At 75.2% G+C, this 20,310-nt stretch carries 18 protein-coding genes; 12 read left to right on the top strand and 6 right to left on the bottom strand.

What is annotated here, in order from left to right; translation table 11 throughout:
- Positions 1-108 precede the first annotated feature (108 nt).
- From IG69_RS0100620 to IG69_RS0100585, 7 genes are read left to right on the top strand one after another with little or no spacing between them, the layout of a single operon-like run.
- On the top strand, positions 109-1,227 hold the full coding sequence (locus tag IG69_RS0100620) for a polyprenyl synthetase family protein (protein WP_051749963.1): 1,119 nt from the start codon (positions 109-111) through the stop codon (positions 1,225-1,227).
- Positions 1,224-2,735: a phytoene desaturase family protein gene (gene crtI / locus IG69_RS0100615; protein ID WP_030526251.1), complete on the top strand. Its 1,512-nt coding sequence runs from the start codon at positions 1,224-1,226 to the stop codon at positions 2,733-2,735. The genes IG69_RS0100620 and crtI overlap by 4 nt, the downstream gene beginning before the upstream one ends.
- Positions 2,732-4,246: an isopentenyl-diphosphate Delta-isomerase gene (idi, locus tag IG69_RS22835; RefSeq protein ID WP_245616045.1), complete on the top strand. Its 1,515-nt coding sequence runs from the start codon at positions 2,732-2,734 to the stop codon at positions 4,244-4,246. The genes crtI and idi overlap by 4 nt, the downstream gene beginning before the upstream one ends.
- On the top strand, positions 4,243-4,587 hold the full coding sequence (locus IG69_RS0100600; RefSeq protein WP_245616044.1) for a lycopene cyclase domain-containing protein: 345 nt from the start codon (positions 4,243-4,245) through the stop codon (positions 4,585-4,587). Before idi ends, IG69_RS0100600 begins: the two co-directional genes overlap by 4 nt.
- On the top strand, positions 4,580-4,900 hold the full coding sequence (locus IG69_RS0100595) for a lycopene cyclase domain-containing protein (protein ID WP_030526249.1): 321 nt from the start codon (positions 4,580-4,582) through the stop codon (positions 4,898-4,900). The genes IG69_RS0100600 and IG69_RS0100595 overlap by 8 nt, the downstream gene beginning before the upstream one ends.
- A complete protein-coding gene (locus IG69_RS0100590; protein ID WP_030526248.1) occupies positions 4,897-5,631 on the top strand; it encodes a class I SAM-dependent methyltransferase in 735 nt (244 codons plus the stop codon). Before IG69_RS0100595 ends, IG69_RS0100590 begins: the two co-directional genes overlap by 4 nt.
- A complete protein-coding gene (locus IG69_RS0100585; RefSeq protein WP_169742025.1) occupies positions 5,628-7,265 on the top strand; it encodes an FAD-dependent oxidoreductase in 1,638 nt (545 codons plus the stop codon). Before IG69_RS0100590 ends, IG69_RS0100585 begins: the two co-directional genes overlap by 4 nt.
- Here the strand turns inward: IG69_RS0100585 and IG69_RS0100580 are convergent.
- Entirely contained in the window at positions 7,252-8,004 is a 753-nt protein-coding gene (locus IG69_RS0100580; RefSeq protein WP_030526246.1) for an SDR family oxidoreductase, read from the bottom strand. The genes IG69_RS0100585 and IG69_RS0100580 overlap by 14 nt on opposite strands.
- A complete protein-coding gene (locus IG69_RS0100575; protein WP_084696503.1) occupies positions 8,001-9,035 on the bottom strand; it encodes a DUF5914 domain-containing protein in 1,035 nt (344 codons plus the stop codon). Before IG69_RS0100575 ends, IG69_RS0100580 begins: the two co-directional genes overlap by 4 nt.
- Positions 9,036-9,116: 81 nt before the next feature.
- Here IG69_RS0100575 and IG69_RS20700 point away from each other — a divergent pair, with 81 nt between their 5' ends.
- Entirely contained in the window at positions 9,117-9,728 is a 612-nt protein-coding gene (locus tag IG69_RS20700; RefSeq protein WP_051749962.1) for a superantigen-like protein SSL4, read from the top strand.
- A 139-nt stretch (positions 9,729-9,867) separates the two neighbouring features.
- Positions 9,868-10,074 carry a cold-shock protein gene (locus tag IG69_RS0100565; protein ID WP_030526243.1) on the top strand — a complete coding sequence of 69 codons (207 nt, stop codon included), beginning with the start codon at positions 9,868-9,870 and terminating at the stop codon, positions 10,072-10,074.
- A gap of 199 nt (positions 10,075-10,273) precedes the next feature.
- On the opposite strand, the gene IG69_RS0100560 is transcribed toward IG69_RS0100565, so the two are convergent.
- Complete coding sequence (locus tag IG69_RS0100560) at positions 10,274-10,699, bottom strand: PPOX class F420-dependent oxidoreductase (protein WP_030526242.1); 426 nt, start codon at positions 10,697-10,699, stop codon at positions 10,274-10,276.
- An 82-nt stretch (positions 10,700-10,781) separates the two neighbouring features.
- Positions 10,782-16,016: a peroxidase family protein gene (locus tag IG69_RS0100555; RefSeq protein WP_051749961.1), complete on the bottom strand. Its 5,235-nt coding sequence runs from the start codon at positions 16,014-16,016 to the stop codon at positions 10,782-10,784.
- A 193-nt stretch (positions 16,017-16,209) separates the two neighbouring features.
- Here IG69_RS0100555 and IG69_RS0100550 point away from each other — a divergent pair, with 193 nt between their 5' ends.
- From IG69_RS0100550 to IG69_RS0100540, 3 genes are read left to right on the top strand one after another with little or no spacing between them, the layout of a single operon-like run.
- Entirely contained in the window at positions 16,210-16,977 is a 768-nt protein-coding gene (locus IG69_RS0100550; protein ID WP_030526240.1) for a LamB/YcsF family protein, read from the top strand.
- Positions 16,974-17,627 (top strand): 5-oxoprolinase subunit B family protein, encoded by a 654-nt coding sequence (locus IG69_RS0100545; RefSeq protein WP_245616043.1) that lies wholly within the window; start codon positions 16,974-16,976, stop codon positions 17,625-17,627. The genes IG69_RS0100550 and IG69_RS0100545 overlap by 4 nt, the downstream gene beginning before the upstream one ends.
- Positions 17,624-18,508, top strand: a complete 885-nt coding sequence (locus IG69_RS0100540) for a 5-oxoprolinase subunit C family protein (RefSeq protein ID WP_036828605.1) — start codon at positions 17,624-17,626, stop codon at positions 18,506-18,508. Before IG69_RS0100545 ends, IG69_RS0100540 begins: the two co-directional genes overlap by 4 nt.
- A 152-nt stretch (positions 18,509-18,660) precedes the next feature.
- On the opposite strand, the gene IG69_RS0100535 is transcribed toward IG69_RS0100540, so the two are convergent.
- Entirely contained in the window at positions 18,661-19,251 is a 591-nt protein-coding gene (locus IG69_RS0100535) for a maleylpyruvate isomerase family mycothiol-dependent enzyme (protein ID WP_084696501.1), read from the bottom strand.
- A complete protein-coding gene (locus IG69_RS0100530; RefSeq protein WP_051749960.1) occupies positions 19,248-20,300 on the bottom strand; it encodes a sigma-70 family RNA polymerase sigma factor in 1,053 nt (350 codons plus the stop codon). The genes IG69_RS0100535 and IG69_RS0100530 overlap by 4 nt, the downstream gene beginning before the upstream one ends.
- Positions 20,301-20,310 lie beyond the last annotated feature (10 nt).

Below are 20,310 nucleotides of genomic sequence, written 5' to 3'. Positions count from 1 at the left end.
TCGACAGCGAGAAGCGGCCCGTCGGGGACGGATGGTTGAATCGTCGAACCCGCCGGGGCCCGAGCACGCCACGAGCGACCGACGCGACGAGGGGCGGACCACCTCACGATGACCACCCACCCGACCACCACCGGAACGTTGGACGTGCTGCGCCGCGACCCCGAGACCGAGCTGCTGCTGGCCGACGTCGACGACACCTTGGAGCAGGTCCTCGAGGAGCTCGGCAGCATCCTCCACGAGGTCGGGGGCGAGCTCGTCGACACCAGCGTCGGCTCGCTGGCCGTCGACCTCGTCGACGAGCTGGCCCAGCGGCTGCGCCATCCCGGCAAGCGCCTGCGCCCGCTCCTCACCGGCTGGGGCTGGGCCGTCGCCGGTGGCCGGTCGGACACCCGCGAGGAGCTCGTCCGGGTCGCGGCCGCCCTCGAGCTGCTCCAGCTCTTCGCGCTCGTCCAGGACGACGTGATGGACCGCAGCGACGAGCGCCGCGGGCGCCCGGCCCTCCACGTCGTGGCCACCGAGCGGCACGTCGCGGAGGAGGGCCTCGGCGACGCCCAGCTCTTCGGTGACAGCGTCGCGGTGCTCGTCGCCGACCTCGCCCTGTCCGAGGCGACGCTCCTCGCGTCCGCCGGGACGCGCCGGGTGGCGCGCGCCTGGCGGGTCATGGCGACCGAGCTCGTCGAGGGGCAGCTGCTCGACGTCACGCACACGGCCGGCCGCGGGCGCGACCTCGCGGTGTCGCGGCGGATCGGGCGCCTCAAGAGCGGCCGCTACACGATCACCCGCCCCCTCGAGCTCGGCGCGCTCGTCGCCGGGGCCGCGCCCGAGGTCGTCGCGAGCCTCGTCGTCTGGGGAGACCTCGTCGGCGACGCCTTCGCGCTGCGCGACGACCTGCTGGGGGTCTGGGGCGACCCGGGGCTCACCGGCAAGCCCGCCGGCGACGACCTGCGCTGCGGCAAGCCGACCGTCCTCCTCGTCTGGGCCGCCGAGATGCTGCCCGAGCGCCATCACCACCTCCTCGAGGCCTGCGACGCCGGCACCCTCGACGCCGACGGCGTGCTCGCGCTGCGCAAGGCGATGCGCTCGTGCGGCGTCCGTGAGCGCGCCGAGGCCGCGATCGCCGACCTCGTCGAGCGCTCGCACGAGGCCGTCGAGCGCATCGACACCGACGACGAGACGCGGGCGGCCCTGCGCGAGCTGGCCCACGCCATCGGCTGGAGGTCGGCATGAGGGTCCTCGTCGTCGGCGCCGGCCTCTCCGGCCTGGCCGCCGCCTGCCACCTGACCGCCGCCGGGCACGACGTCACCGTCCTCGAGCGCGACGAGGTCGTCGGCGGCCGCGCCGGCCTGCTGCGGATGGGCGACTTCCGCTTCGACCCCGGGCCGGTCGTCATGACGATGCCCGAGCTGCTGCACGCCCCGATCCGCGCGGTCGGCGGCGACCCGGAGGCGCTCGTCCCGATGCGCCGGCTCGACCCCGCCTACCGGGCCGTCTACGCCGACGGCTCCGAGCTGCACGTCCGGGCCGACATGACCGACCTGCGCGAGGAGGTGCGACGCCTGTCGGGCGAGCGTGACGCCGCCGGGTTCGACCGCTTCCTCACGTGGCTCGAGGAGCTCTACGACGTCGAGTTCGACACCTTCATCGACCGCAACCTCGACTCCGTCCTCGACCTCGTCCGCAACCCGGTCACGGCCGCCCGGCTCCTCGGGCTCGGCGGCCTGCGGGCGCTCGGGCCCCGCGTCGGCTCCTTCTTCGAGGACGAGCGGCTGCACCGCATCTTCGGCTTCCAGTCCCTCTACGCGGGCGTGGCCCCGGCTCAGGCCCGTGCGGTCTTCGCGGTCATCACGTACATGGACAGCGTCCGCGGCGTCTTCCACCCCGAGGGCGGCATGCACGCCGTCCCGGCCGGGATGGGCCGGGCGCTCGAGGACGCCGGCGTGCCGATCCACCTGGGCGTGGAGGTGACCTCGGTGCTGCGGCGCGGCGACGGGGCCGTGGCCGGGGTCGCGACCGCCGACGGCACCCGACTCTCGGCCGATGCGGTCGTCTGCACCGTCGACCTGCCGGTCGCCTACGCCCGCCTGCTGCCGGAGGTCACCCCGCCGCGCGTCGTCCGGCGCGGCGACTACTCGCCGTCGGCCGTCGTCTGGCACCTCGGCGTCAAGGGCACCCCCGCCCCGGGCGTGCACCACCACAACATCCACTTCGGCGACGCGTGGGACACCGCCTTCGAGGCGCTCATCGACCGTGGCGAGCTGATGCCCGACCCGTCGCGCCTGGTCACCGTGCCGTCGCTCAGCGAGCCGTCGGTGGCCCCCGACGGCCACTCGACCCTGTACGTCCTCGAGCCGGTGCCGCACACCGGCTCCGGCATCGACTGGAGCCGTGAGAGCGGGCCGATGAAGGAGCGCCTGCTCGCGTTCCTCGACGCCAACGGCTACCCGACCGACGTCGTCGTCGACCGGCTCGTCACGCCCGAGGACTGGCTGGCCCAGGGGATGCACCTCGGCACCCCGTTCGCCCTGGCGCACACGTTCCTCCAGTCCGGCCCGTTCCGGCCGGCCAACGTCGACCGGCGCGTGCCGGGCCTGGTGTTCGCCGGCTCGGGCACGACGCCCGGCGTGGGCATCCCGATGGTGCTCGTCAGCGGCAAGCTCGCGGCCGAGCGGGTGCAGCAGTACGCCGGGGGCGCCGTTCCCACCCCCCGTCCCCGTGCGGCAGGCTTGCCTGCATGAGCGGACCCCCCGCTGCCCACCTCGAGGAGGGCTACGCCCGGTGCGCGGCCATGACGCGCGAGCACGGCACGACGTACTACTGGGGCGCGCGGCTGCTCCCGCGGGCCGAGCGGCGGCACGTGTTCGCGGTCTACACCCTCGCCCGCCTCGCCGACGACATCGTCGACCTCGCCGGGCCCGAGCCGGGCCCCGCGACCGCGTCCGAGCTCGACGCCTTCGAGGCCCGCTTCCACGAGGCCGTGGCCACCGGTACCTCCGAGGACCCGGTGCTCGCCGCCGTCGCCACCACGGTCCGCGAGCGCCGCATCCCCGACGAGTGCTTCGACCGGTTCTTCGGGGCGATGCGCGCCGACCTCACCCAGCGCACCTACGAGACGTGGGAGGACCTGCTCGGCTACATGGACGGCAGCGCCGCGGTCATCGGCGAGATGATGCTGCCCGTCCTGCACCCGACGAGCGAGGCGCGCACCCCGGCCCGGGCGCTCGGGCTGGCCTTCCAGCTGACGAACTTCCTGCGCGACGTCGGCGAGGACCTCGACCGCGGCCGCGTCTACGTGCCCCAGGAGGACCTGCGGCACTTCGGCGCCGACCCGTGGACGCGCACCGTGACGCCGGAGTGGCGCGCGCTCATGGCCTTCGAGATCGAGCGCAACCGCCGCCTCTACCGCGAGGCCGACGCGGGCCTGTCCGCCCTCCCGCCGGCCTCGCGACGCTGCGTCGCGACCGCCCGGGTCCTCTACGCCCGCATCCTCGAGCGCATCGAGGATGCCGACCACGACGTGTTCTCCGGGCGCGTCCGCGTGCCCACCCCGGTCAAGGCCGGCCTCGCTGCCCGGATGGTCACGGCGCGCGACCCGCGCCGGCTCGTCGCCCGCGAGCGCTCGACCCGCCGCACCGCCGATCCGGCGTGGGTCGACGACGACGTCGTGCTCGTCGCCGACGACGGCCGCCCCCTCGGGACCGCCCGCAAGGCCGAGGTCCACCACGACGCGACCCCGCTGCACCTCGGCTTCTCCTGCTACGTCGTCGACGACGACGGACGCCTGCTCGTCACCCACCGCGCCGACGACAAGCCGAGCTTCCCCGGCGTCGAGACCAACTCCGTCTGCGGCCACCCCCGGCCGGGCGAGCCGCTCGAGGACGCCGTGCGCCGCCGGGCGCGCGACGAGCTCGGCGTCGAGCTGGCCGAGGTCCGCCTCGTGCTCCCGGCCTTCCGCTACCGCGCCCGGGCGCGCACGCTCGCCGAGAACGAGCTCTGCCCGGTGCTCGTCGCCCACGCCGCTTCCCCCGCCACCAGCCCCGACCCGGTCGAGGTCGGCCGGGTCGACTGGGTTGCGTGGCAGCGGTTCTCGCGCGAGGTGCTGGCCGGCACCCGCGAGGTGTCCAGCTGGTGCGCCGAGCAGGTGCCCCTGCTCGCCGCGCTCGGCCCCGACCCGCTGCAGTGGCCCACCGCGCCGCGCGAGCAGCTTCCCGCGGCCGCACGTGCCGGTGACACCGTCGGGGCCGGGTGACCGTGGACGACCGGTACCAGTACCTGCTGCTCATGGCCGGGTGCCTCCTCATCACGCTGCCGCTCGAGCTCGTGCTGCGCGCCCGCGTCTACCGGCGCCCCCTGCGGCTGCTCGCCGCGCTCCTGCCGGTCGTCGTGCTCTACGTCGCCTGGGACGTCCTCGGCATCCGGCGCGGCCACTGGACCTACAGCGAGCTCTACACGACCGGCGTCATCCTGCCGCTCGACGTGCCGCTCGAGGAGCTCGTCTTCTTCGTCGTCATCCCGATCTGCGGGCTGCTGACCTACGAGGCGGTCGGGACCGTCCTCTCGGTCCTGCGCGAGCGGCGTCGGGATGCCTGAGTACACGGCGCTCGCGGTGGTGTCGGTCGTGCTGACCGTCCTCGTCGAGCGGTTCTGGCTGCGCACCGGGGTGTTCCGCACCGCGAAGTACTGGCTGGCCATGGCCATCGTCTTCTTCTTCCAGGTGCTCGTCGACGGCTGGCTGACCAAGCTGTCGGCGCCGATCGTCATCTACGACGAGTCGCAGACCACCGGCCTGCGCATCCCCTGGGACGTCCCCGTCGAGGACTACCTCTTCGGGTTCAGCATGGTGACCCTGACGATTCTGCTGTGGGTCCGGCTCGGCCGGTCCCGCGAGGAGGTGGACCGATGAGCCCGCGTGACTGGGTGCTCGCCGACGCGTTCGACCGTGCCGCACCGACCTACGACGCGATGGTCGCCCTGTCGCCGGGGTACCACGACCAGCTGCGGACGGCCGCCGACGCGCTCGTCGAGCGGCTGCCCCGGCGAACCGGTGTCGCCCCCGTGGTCCTCGACCTCGGCTGCGGCTCGGGCGCCTCGACCCGCGCGCTCCTCGACGCGTGGCGCGACGGCGGCCGCGGGCCGCTGCACGTCACCGGCGTCGACGCCTCCGAGGGGATGGTCGAGCAGGCGCGGCAGAAGCAGTGGCCGGACGGGGTCGAGCTCGTCGTGTCGGACGCCGTGACCTACCTGCGCGGGCTGCCGGACGCCTCCGTCGACGGCGTCCTCGGGGCCTACCTGCTGCGCAACGTCCCCGACCGGCAGGCGCTCGTCGCCGAGGTCGCACGGGTCCTCCGGCCGGGCGGCGGGTTCGTCCTGCACGACTACTCCGTCGCGGGCAGCCGTCGCGCGCAGGCCATCTGGGCCGCGGTGTGCCACGGCATCATCATCCCGCTCGCCGCGGTCAAGCGCTCCGACGTGCCGCTGCACCGCTACCTCTACGAGAGCGTGCGCGACTTCGACTCCGTCGACCGGATGTGCGGCCGGCTCCAGGAGGCCGGGATGACCGACGTGCGCCACCGCTCCTACCCCGGCTGGCAGGACGGTCTCGTCCACACGGTCGTGGGCCGGCGCGCCGCGTGAGCCCCCGCCGTCCGACGTCGCTGCGGCCGGCTGCCTTGCGCCGCAGCCGGTCCTGGCGGCCGGGGCTCGACCGCCGGGCGGTCTTCCACGCCCCGCCGCAGCCCTCGGCCGGTGACGGCCGGGCGCCGGCGGACCGGCACGTCGTCGTCGTCGGCGGCGGCATCGGCGGGCTGACGGCGGCGCTCGGGCTGGCCGAGCGCGGCGTCCGCGTCACGCTGCTCGAGCGCGACGAGCGGCTCGGGGGTCGCGTCTCGGCGTGGCCGGTGACGCTCCCCGACGGCTCCGGGTCGGTCATGAGCCGGGGCTTCCACGCCTTCTTCCGGCAGTACTACAACCTGCGGGCGGTGCTGCGCCGCACGGACCCGACGCTGTCCGGGCTGCGGCCCCTGGCCGACTACCCGCTCGTCCGCAAGGACGGCGGCGCCGACTCGTTCGCCGGGATCCCGCGCACGCCCCCGGCCAACCTCGCGGCCTTCGTCGCCCGCTCCCCCAGCTTCGACCTCGCCGGCCTGCGCGGCGTCGACGTCGAGCAGGCGCTCGGCCTCCTCGACCTCAGCTTCCCCGGGTCCTTCACCGACCTCGATGGCGTCAGCGCGTCCGAGGTGCTCGACCGCCTCCGGTTCCCCACCGCCGCACGCCATCTGGCCCTGGAGGTCTTCGCGCGCAGCTTCTTCGCCGACCCCCGGGTGTTCTCCGGCGCGGAGCTCCTCGCGATGTTCCACCTGTACTTCGTCGGCTCGTCCGAGGGCCTGCTCTTCGACGTGCCGCGCGACGACTACGACAGCACGCTCTGGGGGCCGCTCGGTGCCCACCTGCACGACCTCGGCGTGCAGGTCCGCGTCGGTCGCGCGGTGACGGGCGTGCGCGCGGGCGACGACGGCCGCCTGGCGGTGCACCACCGCGGGGCCGACGCCGGCGCCTCCGACGAGGTCCTCGAGGCCGACGCCGTCGTCCTCGCCCTCGACCCGGTCGGGCTGCGCGAGGTCGTCGCGGCCTCGCCGGGGCTCGGCGATGACGGGTGGCGCGCGCGCGTCGGCGCCGTCCGCTCGGCCCCCCGCTTCGCCGTCTGGCGCCTCTGGCTCGACGGGCTCGTCGACCCCGAGCGCCCGCCGTTCCTCGGGACGAGCGGGTACGGGCCGCTCGACAACGTCTCGGTGCTCGAGCGCTTCGAGGACCACGCGGCGGCGTGGAGCCGCGAGCACGGCGGGTCGGTCGTCGAGCTGCACGCCTACGCCCTGCCCGACGAGGTCGGCGACGACGAGGTCCGGTCCGCCCTGCGCACGGCCCTCCACGAGGTGTGGCCCGAGACGGCCCGGCTCGGTGTCGTCCACGAGGAGTGGCTGGTCCGCGGCGACTGCGTGCTCGTCGGCCTCGAGCCGTGGGCGTCGCGCCCGGGCGTCACGACCCCCGACCCGCGGCTCGTCCTCGCCGGCGACTCGGTGCGCTGCGACCTGCCCGTGGCCCTCATGGAGCGGGCGGCGACGACGGGCTGGCAGGCCGCCGACACCCTCCTCACCGGCTGGGGCCTGCCGGGTCACGGCGTGTGGTCGGTGCCGCTGGGCTCGCGGCTCGGGCCCGTGCCCGGGCTCGCCCGGCGCGGCCTGCGGGCCGCGGCGTCCCTCACCAGGCGGTGAAGCCGCCGTCGACGAGGAGGTCGGTGCCGGTGACGAACGAGGCCCGGCGTCCGAGGAGGAAGACGACGGGCTCGGCGACCTCCTCGACCTCGGCGAGGCGTCCCATCGGCGTCTGCGCGGCGAAGCCGGCGTTGACCTCCGGCGGGTTCGTGGCCGTCATCGCGGTCATCGTGTAGCCCGGGCTCACCGAGTTGACCCGGATGCCGAGCGGCGCCCACTCGACCGCGAGCGAGCGCCCGAGGTGGATGACCCCGGCCTTGGCCGCCGAGTACGCCGCGTGGGTGACGCCGCGGTTGACGACGTGCCCGCTCATCGAGGCGATGTTGACGATCGAGCCACCGCGGCCGGCCAGGAGGTCGTGCTCGGCCTGGCAGGCGAACATCACGCCGTCGAGGTCGACCTGGACGACCCGGCGCCACTCGTCGGCGGTCATGCCCGACGCCGGGTGCAGGCCGTCCACCCCCGCGCAGTTGACCGCGTAGGACACCGGCCCGAGGTCGGCCGCCGTGGCGACGCCGGCCCGCACGGCGTCGCGGTCTCGGACGTCGAGGGAGGCGACCGCGTGCGCGACCCCGGCCGCCTCGCAGAACGCGACGAACGCGGCCGTGTCGGCGTCCGGGTGGTCGACGCAGAGGACGCCGACCCCGCGTGCCGCGAGCGCCTCGACCACCGCCAGCCCGATGCCGCGGGCGCCCCCGGTGACGACCGCGACGTGCCCGGGCTCGAGCTCGGGCCTCACCCGGACCAGCCGCGCCGGCGCAGGGCGTAGCGCCGGGCCGCGTACTCGAGGTCGTCGGCCCACAGCTGGCGCTGGGAGGCGCGCATCCCGACCTGCACCAGCCGCGAGAGCGAGCGGGCGGCGCGGAAGCCGACGCGCTCGGACGTGGCGACGACCGCCTCGGTCATCACCGTGCGGGCCGGGTGCTCGCCGGGTGCGGTGAGCGGCGTCGCGTGGGTCTCGACGACGCTGCCGGTGCCCTCGCCGTCGGTGATCGTCATGAGGACGGTGTGCGAGTCGGGGCAGGTGAACTCGGCGCGCACGGGCACGGCGAAGGTCCGCCCGAGCCGGTAGGCGACGTCGAGGACGAGGACGTCGTCGCTCGAGGCGTCGTCGTCGACCGTGAGGTCGCTGAAGGCGTAGGGGTGCAGCCACGCCCCGTGCCACGGGTCGAGCCGGTTGGCGACGATGTCGCGCGGCTCGCAGTCGGCGACGAGGGAGACGACGGACGCGACGGCCCCGGCGGGGTCGGGACGCTCACCGAGCACCGGGCGCTCGCTCGGCCCGACGCCGTCCTCGACCGCGCCGACGCGCACCCAGACGAGGACGCCGTCGTCGTGCGCGGCGTAGGTGTTCCAGGGCGGCGAGGTGTCGCGGCCGAGCGGCATCCCGTGCCAGCGGCACAAAACGTCGCCGTCGACGACGTCGCAGTCGTGCAGCCGGGCCCCGAGGTGCGGGCAGGCGCCTGGCCCGGCGAGGAGGCCGCCGTCGGTGTCGCGCCACAGGACGACCTCGCGGCCGGCGACCGTCCGCACGAGCGAGCGGCCGCGCGCGACCTCGCTCGACGCGCCGGCGACGAGCCAGCCGTGCGTCGGACGCCGCAGCGCCGCGGCGAGCGAGGCGTCGATCCGGGCCGGACGGGCCTCGCGCCAGGTGCCGCGGAGGTGGTCCGGTGTGGTCTGCGGCAGGTAGCGCACCGGGACCCGCTCGCGGACGGCCCCGGCCACCGAGCGGTCGGGGCGGGCCGGTCGGTCCGTGCGGAACAGGCTCATCCACCCACGCTAACCGGCCTGCCGCCGTGGGGGAACGCTCGCGCGCGACCCGGACACGACGTCGTCTGGGACGATGGCGGCATGTCCCTGCTCGACGGCTCGCTCCGGCTCTCGGCCACCGGCCCGCTCGCGCCCGAGCACGCGTGGGCCCGCTACACCGAGCCGCGCCGCTGGTCGGTGTGGTCGCCGCAGATCCGCGAGGTCGACTACCCGCTCGCCGTCATCGAACCGGGGACGCACGGCCGGGTCCGCGGCGTGGGCGGGGTCGTCGCCGTCTTCACCGTCGACGAGGTCGACCACGCGACGCGGACGTGGTCGTACGCCCCGACAGCGACAACCCCGCACGTGCGGGCTTTCCGCGCGCCGGACCACGACCCGACAGCGACAACCCCGCACGTGCGGGCTTTCCGCGCGCCGGACCACGACCCGACAGCGACAACCCCGCACGTGCGGGCTTTCCGCGCTCCGGACCACGACCCGACAGCGACGACCCCGCACGTGCGGGCTTTCCGCGCCCCGGACCGGAAGCCGACAGCGACAACCCCGCACGTGCGGGCTTTCCGCGCCCCGGACCACGACCCGACAGCGACAACCCCGCACGTGCGGGCTGGTCGCGCCCCGGTCCGAAACGGCACCGACGGGCGCGGGCTGCGAGATCCAGGCCGGTTGGGGCTACGCTGGTCTCGTTGTTGAGCTTTCCGTTTGTGAAGTAGTGGCAGAACCGGTCCTCACGGGACCGAGCAGCTTTCTGAGCAGAGGTACGCACCAGGCATCACCAACGCCGGGCCCCACGGCAGTCGTGGGGTCCTCGCTCAGAGAGAAAGGCCATCCCATGGCTACTGGCACCGTGAAGTGGTTCAACGCCGAGAAGGGCTTCGGCTTCATCGCCCCCGACGACGGCTCCGCCGACGTCTTCGCCCACTACTCGGCCATCAACTCCAGCGGCTACCGCTCGCTCGACGAGAACGCCAAGGTCGAGTACGAGACCACGCAGGGCCAGAAGGGCCCGCAGGCGTCGAACATCACCGTCATCGGCTGACGTTCGTCACCTCCGCGCCGCGAGGCGCACCACGCAACGCCGTCCGGCACCGCCGGGCGGCGTTCGTGCGTCCGGGGCCGGGCAACAACCGACACATTCGACGATTCCTGCACACCCCCGGCCCGGGGTCGGGTCACCCACCGTGCACGAACCGACACATTCGACGATTCCTGAACACGCCGCGCCCCCGCGGGGGAGGTCAGGCGACCGGGGTTCGCTCGACCTCGAGGAGGATGCCGGCCCGCGGGTTGCGGCGGACGCCGACGAGCCCGGTGACCTTCTCGACGAGGTCGGACATCCGCGCCGGCAGGCCGTACTTCGCGACGACCGCGGCCCGGACCTGCGCGACCTCCTCGGGCGAGCGGACGACGACGCCCTCGCCGCGGTAGGTCGGCGCCCCGTCCTCGACGGCGCCGCGCACCGAGCACGGCCGCAGCTCGACCCGACGGGTGTGGCCGAGGCGCTTGGTCTTGCCGGTCGCGTCGACGGTGATGACGGCGAGCCGGTCGGTGCCGTCGACGGCGGGCGCGACCCACACCGGGGTCGACACCGCGCGCCCGTCGCGGCGGAAGGTCGTCAGCGAGACGTACTTCGCGGACGCGAGGGGGTGGTCGGCGGCGCTCATGCGCCCAGCGTAGGGACCGGGCGAGCGCAAGGCCCCGCCGGCGACCGAGGAGCATCCGGTCGCCGGCGGGGGGGTCGGGGGCTCAGCGGGGTGACACCGCCGCCGACCGAGCGGACACGGGCCCGTCGCCGACGCTGTTGAAGGCGACGACCTCGAAGCGGTACGAGCCCGCCGGCAGGGTGAACGACCGGGTGCGGGCGTTCGCCCCGACGACGGCGACGGTCGGCGAGCCGACCGGCGTGACGCCGTCGGCGTCCATCCGCAGCGCCGTCACCCGGTAGCCCGTGATGGCCGAGCCGCCGGTGCTCGCGGGCGGAGACCAGTTCGCGCTCGCCGTCAGGGCACCACCGGCCGCACCCTGGGTCGGGGCGAGCATGACCGCGGCCCCGGGCACCCCGGCGGGGGTGACGGCGTTCGAGGCGGTCGAGAAGGCGCTGGCCCCGAGGGCGTTGACCGCCGCGAGCCGGAACGTGTACGCCGTCCCGTTGGTCAGCCCGGTGACCGTCGTGCTCGTCGGCGCGCCCGTCAGGGTGCGGGTCTCGACGACGGTCGTCCCGGTGCGGACCTGCAGCTGGTAGCCCGTGATCGGCTGCCCGCCGGTGTCGCTCGGGGGCGTCCAGGTGAGCAGGGCCGACCCGTCGGCCCGCGCGGCCACGAGGGCCGTCGGAGGCAGCGGCGGCCCGACGGCCGTCACGGCGGTCGACTCCGTCGCGGGCCCGGCCCCGAAGAGGTTCACGGCCTGAACGGTGAAGGTGTAGGACTGCCCGGCGGTGAGCCCGGTGACCGAGCGCGCCCGGATGCCGGTGCCGATGCCGGTGACCCGGCTGACCTCCACGCCGCCCGACTTCACGACGAGCGTGTAGCTCGTGAACGTCGGGCTGCCGTTGGCCGGCGCCGCCGTCCACGACACCGTCGCGTTGCGGTTGGTCCCGGCGACCGCCGTGACGCTCGCCGGCGCCGCGGGGGTCCGGACGAGGATCCGCTGGTCGCTGAACTGCAGCGCCTCGATGTTCCGCAGCCGGTCCTTGCCGTCACCGCGGGTCGCGCCACCGACGGCCGGGGGCGTGCTCGTCGTGTCCTGGACGCTGATCGTGCCGTCCGCGTTCGTCGTGATGACGTAGGTCCCGCGGGTCCCGAGGAACGTCGCGACGTCGCAGTTGCGGGGCGCGGTCGTCCCGCAGTCGGGGGCCGGGGTGACCGGCGTCGTGATGCGACGGACCGCCACGACCTTGCCGGGGTCGACGAGCCCCTTGAAGATCGCCGACTGCAGCGTCATCCCGCTCGTGCCGGGCCCGAAGGTGCCGGTCTTCGCCACGCCCTCGATGAGGTCGGTCGTCCCGAGCTCGGTCGAGGGGTCGGCCGGGTCGGTCCGGACGCTGAGGGCCACCCGCAGCTCCTTGTCGCCGTCGATGACGTCGTCGCCGGCGCGGCCCGTGAAGGTGTCGTTGCCACCCCCGCCGAGGAGGATGTCGCCCTCGCCCCAGACGGGGCCGGTGAGCGGGCAGCTGCCGCTCGCCGACAGCGCGGCCGTCTCCTCGGCGGTGCCGACCCACGACGACACCGGCGGGAGGACGTCGGCCAGGCCGTCGATGCGCGCGAGGCCGTCCCGGTCGATGGCGTCGCAGCCGGTGAAGCCGCCACCGCCGACGAGCCGCGGGAACGCGAGGACGTTGGTCGTCCCCTTGATCTTGTCGTTGAGCGGTCCGCCGGAGACCGCCTCGGTCTCCTGCCACCGGTCGCGGTTGGTGATCACCTGGATCGGCAGGCCGCCGAGGTTGTTGTTGATCATCAGGTCGTCGTCGGCAGCGACGGTGTCGTACTGGTGGATGGCCCAGTCGAAGCCACCGGAGCCGGCGTTGCGGTCGACCGCCGCGTTCTGCGACATGATGTCGTCGCCGCCCTCGGCGTCGTAGTCGTTCTCGCCGACCTGGCCGACGAAGACGTCGTTGCCGGGGGCCGTCTCGGCCGGGTCGTCGAAGAACGGCGCGCCGTGGTCGCCCTGGAGCAGGTCCTGCCCCGTGCCGCCCTGGATCCAGTCGTCGCCACCGCCACCGAAGACGGCGTCGGCGCCCTGGCCGGCGATCACGAGGTCGTTGCCGGGACCGGCGAAGATCTCGTTGTCGTTCGCCCCGCCGTTGAGCAGGTCGTCGCCGTCGTTGCCGTGGACGATGTCGTCCCCGGGGCCGGCGTCGATCGCGTCGTTGCCCGGACCGCCCTTGGGCACGTCGGCGCCGTCGGTGTCGGTGATGATGTCGTTGCCGTTGCCGCCGAGGGCCACGTCGTCACCACCACCACCCTCGATGACGTCCGGCCCGTCGCCACCCCAGAAGGTGTCGTTGTCCACGCCACCCGCGACGCGGTCGGCGCCGGAGGTCCCGTCGTAGACGGCCTGGCCGTTGATGCCGGGCGGGTCGACGGTGTTGACCGAGCGGTACTGGATGGTGCCGTCGGGCCGCCGCAGCAGCAGCTTGGTCTCGTTGCACTCCGAGGCCGGGTCGTCGGCCACGGTGGAACCGCCCGCCGCGTAGCCCGCCGGGGTGCCCGCGAGGTTCGCGAGCTCGAACTTGCAGTCAGCCCGGGCGAAGGCGTCGGCCTTGAGCGTCCGCGTCCCGTCGGTGTTGCGCATGATGATCTCGGAGAAGGAGTTCCCCTCGAGCTGCGTGCGCAGGTTCATGCCGGGGGTCCGGGCCAGGTAGTAGAGCCGGTCGTGGTCCTGGAGGTCCTCCATCTGGTTCTGGAAGACGTAGTTGAACGTGCTGCCCAGCATGCCGCCGTTGAGGTTCGTCAGCTCGGCGAGCCCGCCGATCCACAGGTCGACGTCATCGAGCCCGGTGGTCGTCACGCCGGCGGACGTGCTGGCCCAGTCACCCGTGCCGAACATGAAGTCCGCGGCGTCGGCCGGGACCACGTCGGTCGGTGTCGGGTCGACGAGCGCCCGGGCGGCGTCACGTCGGGCCGCCGTCGTGGTGGCGGCCAGGATCGTCGGGTGCGTGCCGTAGGCCGCGACGAAGTTGACGAGCGACTCGGGGTGCTTGAGGTGCTGGCCGAGGTCGCTCCAGCTCTCGTAGGGCGTCAGCGCGGCGTCGTGCGTCCGGTCGAAGATCTGCCGTCGGACGTCGTTGAGCGGGGGGACGCCGGCGTCGCGGGCCCGCGTGATGTTGAGCGTCGCGAGGTCGAGCGGGAGACCCAGGAGGTTGTTGCGCAGGGTCTCGGTGACGAACTCGTCGATCTCGTTGCCGGTCTGGTCCGACGAGCCCATGAAGACCGCGCCCGCGCCCTGCTTCGCGGTCAGCGTGCCCACCGGACCGCCGTCGTAGAGCGTCGGCGGCGAGAGGAAGGCGTCGAGCAGGGGCAGCGAGGTGTCCGTCATCGAGCCGTCGGCGGCCACGACGTGGCGCGAGACGGTCTCGTCGAGCATCGAGTGGCCGAACCGGTAGACCGCGTGCGCGAACTCGGCGCTGATGGCGGGGTTCACGTCCGGTGAGTACACGTGGAACGGACGGATGGCCGGCTGCACCTTGCGGCCGAACTCCTCGAAGACGAGGTGCTGGTACTCCATCTCGTCGACGAAGCGGGCGGCCTGGAAGAGCCGCTGGCCGTAGGTCCACGACCCCGTGCCGTTCTCACCGGCGACACCGACCGCCTGCCACTGGGCGAGCGCGGCGCGCCCGGCGGCGGTCGTGTCGCCCTCGAGGGTGGCGCGGATGGCGTCGACGAGCCGGTTGTGCTCGGAGTGGAAGACCTGGTGCACCGCAGTGAGCGCGATGTTCTCGTTGCAGCGGCCGTCGCCGCAGGCGGCGTGCGACGCGAGGAGCTCGTCGTCGTAGGTGCCCGGCGCGGTCGGCCCGGCGGTGACGACGTCGTCGGGGTCGGGCGTCGGCCAGGAGTCCGGCGCGCCGTCGTGGTCGGTGTCGACCTGCGACGGGTCGGCGGCGTGCGCGATGTCGGTGAGGAACGGGGTGTCGAAGTGCGCGACGTCGGTGGGGACCGGCACCGGGTTCGTGGTGTCGCCCTCGACGAGCCCGCTCGCGGTCACGTACTGCGGCAGGCCGCGGGCCGGGCCCGGGAGGAAGTTGCCGTAGGGGTCGACGGCGAGCATCGGCACGTCCAGCACGTCCCGGTCGGACAGCTCGAGGCCGAGCAGCTCGCGGGCCTGGCGCTTGACCGCGGCCCAGCTCGACTCGCCGCCGGTCATGTCCGGTGAGCCCGTGTAGGTCTGACCGGCGGGGAGGCCGTCGAGCAGACGGCCGGTGGCGACGGCCGCGGGGCTGGTCGGGCCGACCGGGCCGGTGGCCGCGCGGTACTCGCGCAGGAAGACCTGGTGCGAGGCGTGCGAGGTGTAGGTCTGGCTCTGGTCGATCCACGGGGTGTCGGTGTTCGCGGCCTCCTGGACGTCGTCGGCGGTGCCGAGCACGCCGTCGTCGCCCTTCTGGTTGCGGGCCCGGGTGAGGACCATGAACCGGCGCGACGGCGGGACCTCGTCACCGGTCCCCGCGCGGCCGTCCGGGCCGACCGTGACGAGTGGGTCGTCGGCCCTGAGCGGCACGAAGACGGTGGCGCCGCCCTTGACGGTCTGGTCGATGCCGTGGTCGAAGAACTGCCCGAAGAAGGTGAACAGGCTGTTGTAGGGCGGCGAGAGGCCGACGTCGGTCGTGATGTTCGGGATGAAGAGCGTCTGGTGGCTCGGCGTGCACCCGGGCGGGTCCGCGACGACCGGCGGGTCGGTCGACTCGTCGGGGTCGGTGGTGCAGGGCACGGCCGTCGGGCTGGTGCTCTGCGAGCGCACCGGCCGCCCCGCGGCGGCGACGGCGGCCGGGTTCGTCACGGTCTGGTCCGCGACGAGGTTGCTGACGACGCGCGGCTGCGCGTCGACGACGTTGCCGGTCTTCTGCGCATAGCTCGTCGGGCCGGGCGCGCCCACCGGCAGGCTCGAAGTGATGGGGTCGGCGTCCCGGAAGACCGGGGTCGTCAGGCGCGGGAAGAGCTCGTCCGCCGCGGCGACGCGGAAGGTGCCGGCGGTCTTGAGGTTGTTGCACGAGCCGTCGACCGTCCGCAGACCGTAGGCCGTGAGGATGTCCGGCACCTGCTCGCCGTCGGGGATGCCGTCGCCGGCCCGCGCGACGAGCGTGCCGCACGGGTCCGCGGCGGTGAACGTCGTGCTGTGCCGCTCGGCGATCCTGACCTGCTTGAGGATGTACGCGAGGTCGCCCTTGGTCACGGTGAACCCGGCGCCCACCGTCGTGGCCGCGGCCGCCGGGCCGGCCAGCGCCGGCACGGCACCGCCGGCCACCGTCGCCGCCACGACGGCGACCACCACGTGTCGCCATCCCCGGCGGGGCCGGCCCGCCGCACGGAGTCCGGGCCCTCGGAGCCCCTGTCGCCTGCTGCTGTACCCGACCATGGTCGTCCCGCTTCCCCGGCGCCCCTGCGCGCCGATCCGGGCAGGGTCCCGCCGCCACCTTGGGGTTGCCTTGGGGTCGTCGCCCCGGCCGGCCGGTAGCGTCGGCGCCGTGGGAGCCGTCATCGACCTCAACGCCGACCTCGGCGAGTCCTTCGGGGCGTGGACGCTCGGCGACGACGCCGCGATGCTCCGGGTCGTGACCAGCGCGAACGTCGCCTGCGGCTTCCACGCGGGCGACCCCACGACCATCCGCCGGACCGTCGCGCAGGCCGCGGCCGCCGGCGTGGTCGTCGGCGCGCAGGTCGGCTACCGCGACCTCGCGGGGTTCGGGCGGCGCCGCATCGACGTCGCGCCGGAGGACCTGACCGCCGACGTGCTCTACCAGCTCGGCGCGCTCGAGGCGATGTGCCGGGTGGCCGGCACGCGCGTCCGGTACGTCAAGCCGCACGGCGCGCTCTACACGACGGCCGCGGTGGACGAGGGGCAGGCGCGGGCGGTCGTCGACGCCGTCGTCGCGTGGGACGCCTCGCTCCCGGTGATGGGGCTGCCCGGCTCGGTCCTGCTCGCCGTCGCGGCGGACGCCGGCCTGGCGACCGTCGCCGAGGCCTTCGCCGACCGCGGATACGACGCCGCGGGCCGGCTCGTGCCACGCCGTGACCCCGGCGCGCTCGTGACCGACCCCGCGCAGGTCGCCGCGCGGGTCGTGCGGATGGTGCGCGACGGCGTCGTCGAGGCCGTCGACGGCACGCTCGTCCCCGTCGCCCCCGACTCCGTGTGCGTCCACGGCGACACTCCCGGCGCGGTCTCCGTCACGCAGGCCGTCCGCGACGCGCTGGCGGCGGCCGGCATCGGCCTGCGGGCGGTCGTCGAGCCGTGAGCGGCGTCCCCGTGCGGATCCTGCCCGCCGGGGAGCACGCCGTCCTCGTCGAGGCGCCCGGCCTGGCCGAGGTCCTCGCGCTGGCCGTCGCGGTCCGGGCCGCGGTCGCCCGAGGCGGCGCGCCGTGGTCGGGCGTGACCGACGTCGTCCCCGCCGCCCGGACCCTCCTCCTCGTCGGCGACCGCCTCGACCCGGCCCCCGTCGCGGATGCCGTGCGCCGACTGGCCGCGGTCGTCCACGCCGACGCCTCGACCCCCACCGACGGCGACCTCGTCGAGGTGCCGGTGCGCTACGACGGGCCGGACCTCGACGACGTGGCCCGGCTGACCGGCCTGACCGCCGGGGAGGTCGTCGCCGCGCACACCGGCACGCCCTGGCGCGTCGCCTTCGGCGGGTTCGCGCCGGGGTTCGCCTACCTCGTCGGCGGCGACCCGCGGCTGCGCGTGCCGCGCCGCGACGCCCCGCGCCCCTCGGTGCCGGCGGGGTCGGTCGGGCTGGCCGGGGAGTTCTCCGGCGTCTACCCGCGCGCCTCGCCCGGCGGCTGGCGACTCGTCGGCACGACGGACGTCGTGCTGTGGGACGCCGAGCGCGAGCCGCCCGCGCTGCTGCGCCCTGGTGGGCTCGTCCGCTTCGTGGCGGTGGACGGATGACGTCCGCGCTCGAGGTCGTGCGCACGGGGGCGCAGGTGCTGCTCGAGGACGCCGGGCGGCCGGGGCTCGCCGCGGTCGGGGTGGGCCGGTCCGGGGCCGCCGACCGCGGCGCGTACCGGCTGGCCTGCCGGCTCGTCGGGCACCGGGACGACCCGGCGGCGCTCGAGGTGCTGCTCGGCGGACTCGTCGTCCGGGCGCGGGGCCGCGTGCTCGTCGCCGTCACCGGGGCGGTGGGACCGCTCGTGGTCGGCGGCCGGCCGGCGCCCCACGCCGCCGTGCTGGAGCTGCGCGACGGCGCCGAGCTGGCCCTCGGCGCGCCCACCGCCGGCCTGCGCTCCTACCTCGCGGTGCGCGGTGGCCTCGACGTGCCGGCGGCGCTCGGCTCGCGCTCGACCGACGTCCTGTCCGGGATCGGCCCGGCCCCGGTGCGGCCCGGGGACGTCCTGCCGGTCGGACCCGCGCCGGCGACCTTCCCGCACGTCGACCACGCCGTGGTGCCGCCTCCGGCCCCCGGCGAGGTCGTCCTCGACGTGCTGCCCGGGCCGCGCGCCTCGTGGGTCGGCGGTCTCGCTTCGATGACCCGGGGCGGCTGGGTCGTCGGCCCGGACAGCGACCGGGTCGGGGTGCGGCTGCGGCCGGTCGACGCCCCGGTCGAGCGCCTCCCGGAGCACGCGGGCGACGAGCTGCCGAGCGAGGGCATGGTGCGCGGCGCGGTTCAGCTGCCGCCCGGCGGCGAGGCCGTCGTGTTCCTCGCCGACCACCCGGTGACCGGCGGCTACCCGGTCGTCGCCGTGCTGACCGAGGCCTCGGCCGATCGCGCCGCCCAGCTGCGCCCCGGACAGGCCGTGCGCCTGCGCGCGGTCACGACCCCGGCCCGCTGACGCCACCGGTCCGCCACCCCGCCGGCCCGCTGACGCCACCGGCCCGCCACCCCGCCGACCGCACCCCGGCATCCGTCGGCTCCTCGGCCCCTCCCACCCGTCGAGTGAACAGGACACGCCGTGTGCGCCGGCTCGCAGGCGGCGCGTCCTGCTCACTCGACGGGGTGCACCCGGCCGAGGTGCGCGAGCAGGAGGGACGCGGGGTCGGTCGCCCGCGGCGGCACCGGCGGCGCGAAGCGCGGATGGCGCACGCCGGCCGGCACGCGGCGCAGGGCCACGGGCAGCAGGGCGGCGGCGAGCAGCGGCGGGAACGGCGCCGGCGACCCGAGCGCGGCGGCGACGTCCCACCCGTGCACCGCGACCTCCACCGACGACACCTCGAGCGCCACGTCCGGCTCCAGGCGTCGGTCGCCGACGAGCACCGGCCCCGGACCGCCGTCGCGCACCCACCCCTCGAGGAGGGCGCAGCCCAGCACGCGCAGGTGGTCGGCGAGCACGGTCGGCCGGCGGGAGGTCGGCGGCGGCCCGACGCTCGCCATCCGGCCGAGCGAGAGCTCGGTGACGACCTCGAGGGAGTCGACCAGGTGCACGAGGAGGTCGGTGAGCGTCCAGGCGGCGCAGGGGGTCGGCCGGTCGGCGTCGTCGTCGGTGACCCCCACGAGGACGCCGCGGGTCCAGGCCAGCGACCGGTCCAGCAGCTCGACGTCGACCCCCGGACGGCAGTCCGCGGGGTGCACGCTCACTCCCCCGGTCGGGCGGGGACGTCGTCCGGCCCGAGCTGCTCCGGCAGCCCGGCCAGCGCGAAGTACGCGGGGTCGAAGAACACGACGGCGTGCTTGACGAGCGGGCCCTCGAGCTCGAGCACCTGCAGCTGGAAGGGCCGGAAGACGTCGCCGCCCGGGCCCTCCTCGCGCATGTAGAGGCCGAACGCCGGCTGCCCGTTGCACGTCGTCGGCAGCATCGGCATGTCGTAGGTGCCGCCGGGGCACTGGGTGTCGACGAGCTCGGCGATGGTGCGCGGCCCCTGGTACCACCCGGCGAAGGGCGGCATCTCCCAGACGGCGTCCTGCGTGAACAGGCGCGCGATGGCGTCGGGGTCCTTGCGCCAGAACGCGTCGACGTACCGGTCGAGGAGGGCGCGCTGCTCGTCGTCGAGCTCGGCGCGCGGGGCGTCCGGTGTGGGGGCGACGTCGCCGAGGGTCGCGCGGGCCCGCTGGAGCGCGCTGTTGACCGACGCGACCGACGAGCCGGTGGCCTCCGCGACCTCGGCCGCGGACCAGCGCAGGACGTCGCGCAGGACGAGGACGGCCCGCTGGCGCGCCGGCAGGTGCTGCAGCGCCGCGACGAAGGCCAGCCGGACGGTGTCGCGCTCGGCGACGACGTCGGCCGGGTCGGCGGTGCCGAGGAGCGCGGCGTCCGGCATCGGGCCGAGCCACGGGACCTCGGTGCGCTCGTCGAGCGGGTCGGCACCCTCGGAGGAGGCCGTGCCGAGGCCGGACGGCAGCGGGCGGCGGTCCTTGCCCTCGAGCGCGGTGAGGCAGACGTTGGTCGCGATGCGGTGCAGCCACGTGCGCAGCGAGGAGCGCCCCTCGAACGAGCCGTACGCCCGCCACGCGCGCAGGTAGACCTCCTGCACGAGGTCCTCGGCGTCGCTCGGCGACCCCGTCATCCGGTAGCAGTGCGCGAGCAGCTCGCGGCGGTACCGGCCGACGGCGGCGTCGAAGTCGGTGTCGGCGTCGGCGCGGGTGCCCCCGTCGGCCGCGGCCCGGGTCGGTGAGCCCGTGGACGTCATCGCGGTCCTC

It is taken from the genome of Phycicoccus jejuensis (assembly GCF_000720925.1).
Classification (GTDB): domain Bacteria; phylum Actinomycetota; class Actinomycetes; order Actinomycetales; family Dermatophilaceae; genus Phycicoccus; species Phycicoccus jejuensis.
The sequence above is the reverse complement of the archived record's forward strand: the minus strand, read 5'-3'. Positions and strand labels throughout refer to the sequence as shown.

Bases quoted from the DNA above. Each gene is read 5' to 3' on its own strand.
- IG69_RS0100590 (WP_030526248.1), top strand. From the start codon at position 4,897: ATGAGCCCGCGTGACTGGGTGCTCGCCGACGCGTTCGACCGTGCCGCA.
- IG69_RS20700 (WP_051749962.1), top strand. From the start codon at position 9,117: ATGTCCCTGCTCGACGGCTCGCTCCGGCTCTCGGCCACCGGCCCGCTC.
- IG69_RS0100530 (WP_051749960.1), bottom strand. From the start codon at position 20,300: ATGACGTCCACGGGCTCACCGACCCGGGCCGCGGCCGACGGGGGCACC.
- IG69_RS0100540 (WP_036828605.1), top strand. From the start codon at position 17,624: ATGACGTCCGCGCTCGAGGTCGTGCGCACGGGGGCGCAGGTGCTGCTC.
- IG69_RS0100560 (WP_030526242.1), bottom strand. From the start codon at position 10,699: ATGAGCGCCGCCGACCACCCCCTCGCGTCCGCGAAGTACGTCTCGCTG.
- IG69_RS0100595 (WP_030526249.1), top strand. From the start codon at position 4,580: ATGCCTGAGTACACGGCGCTCGCGGTGGTGTCGGTCGTGCTGACCGTC.
- crtI (WP_030526251.1), top strand. From the start codon at position 1,224: ATGAGGGTCCTCGTCGTCGGCGCCGGCCTCTCCGGCCTGGCCGCCGCC.
- idi (WP_245616045.1), top strand. From the start codon at position 2,732: ATGAGCGGACCCCCCGCTGCCCACCTCGAGGAGGGCTACGCCCGGTGC.
- IG69_RS0100575 (WP_084696503.1), bottom strand. From the start codon at position 9,035: ATGAGCCTGTTCCGCACGGACCGACCGGCCCGCCCCGACCGCTCGGTG.
- IG69_RS0100565 (WP_030526243.1), top strand. From the start codon at position 9,868: ATGGCTACTGGCACCGTGAAGTGGTTCAACGCCGAGAAGGGCTTCGGC.
- IG69_RS0100620 (WP_051749963.1), top strand. From the start codon at position 109: ATGACCACCCACCCGACCACCACCGGAACGTTGGACGTGCTGCGCCGC.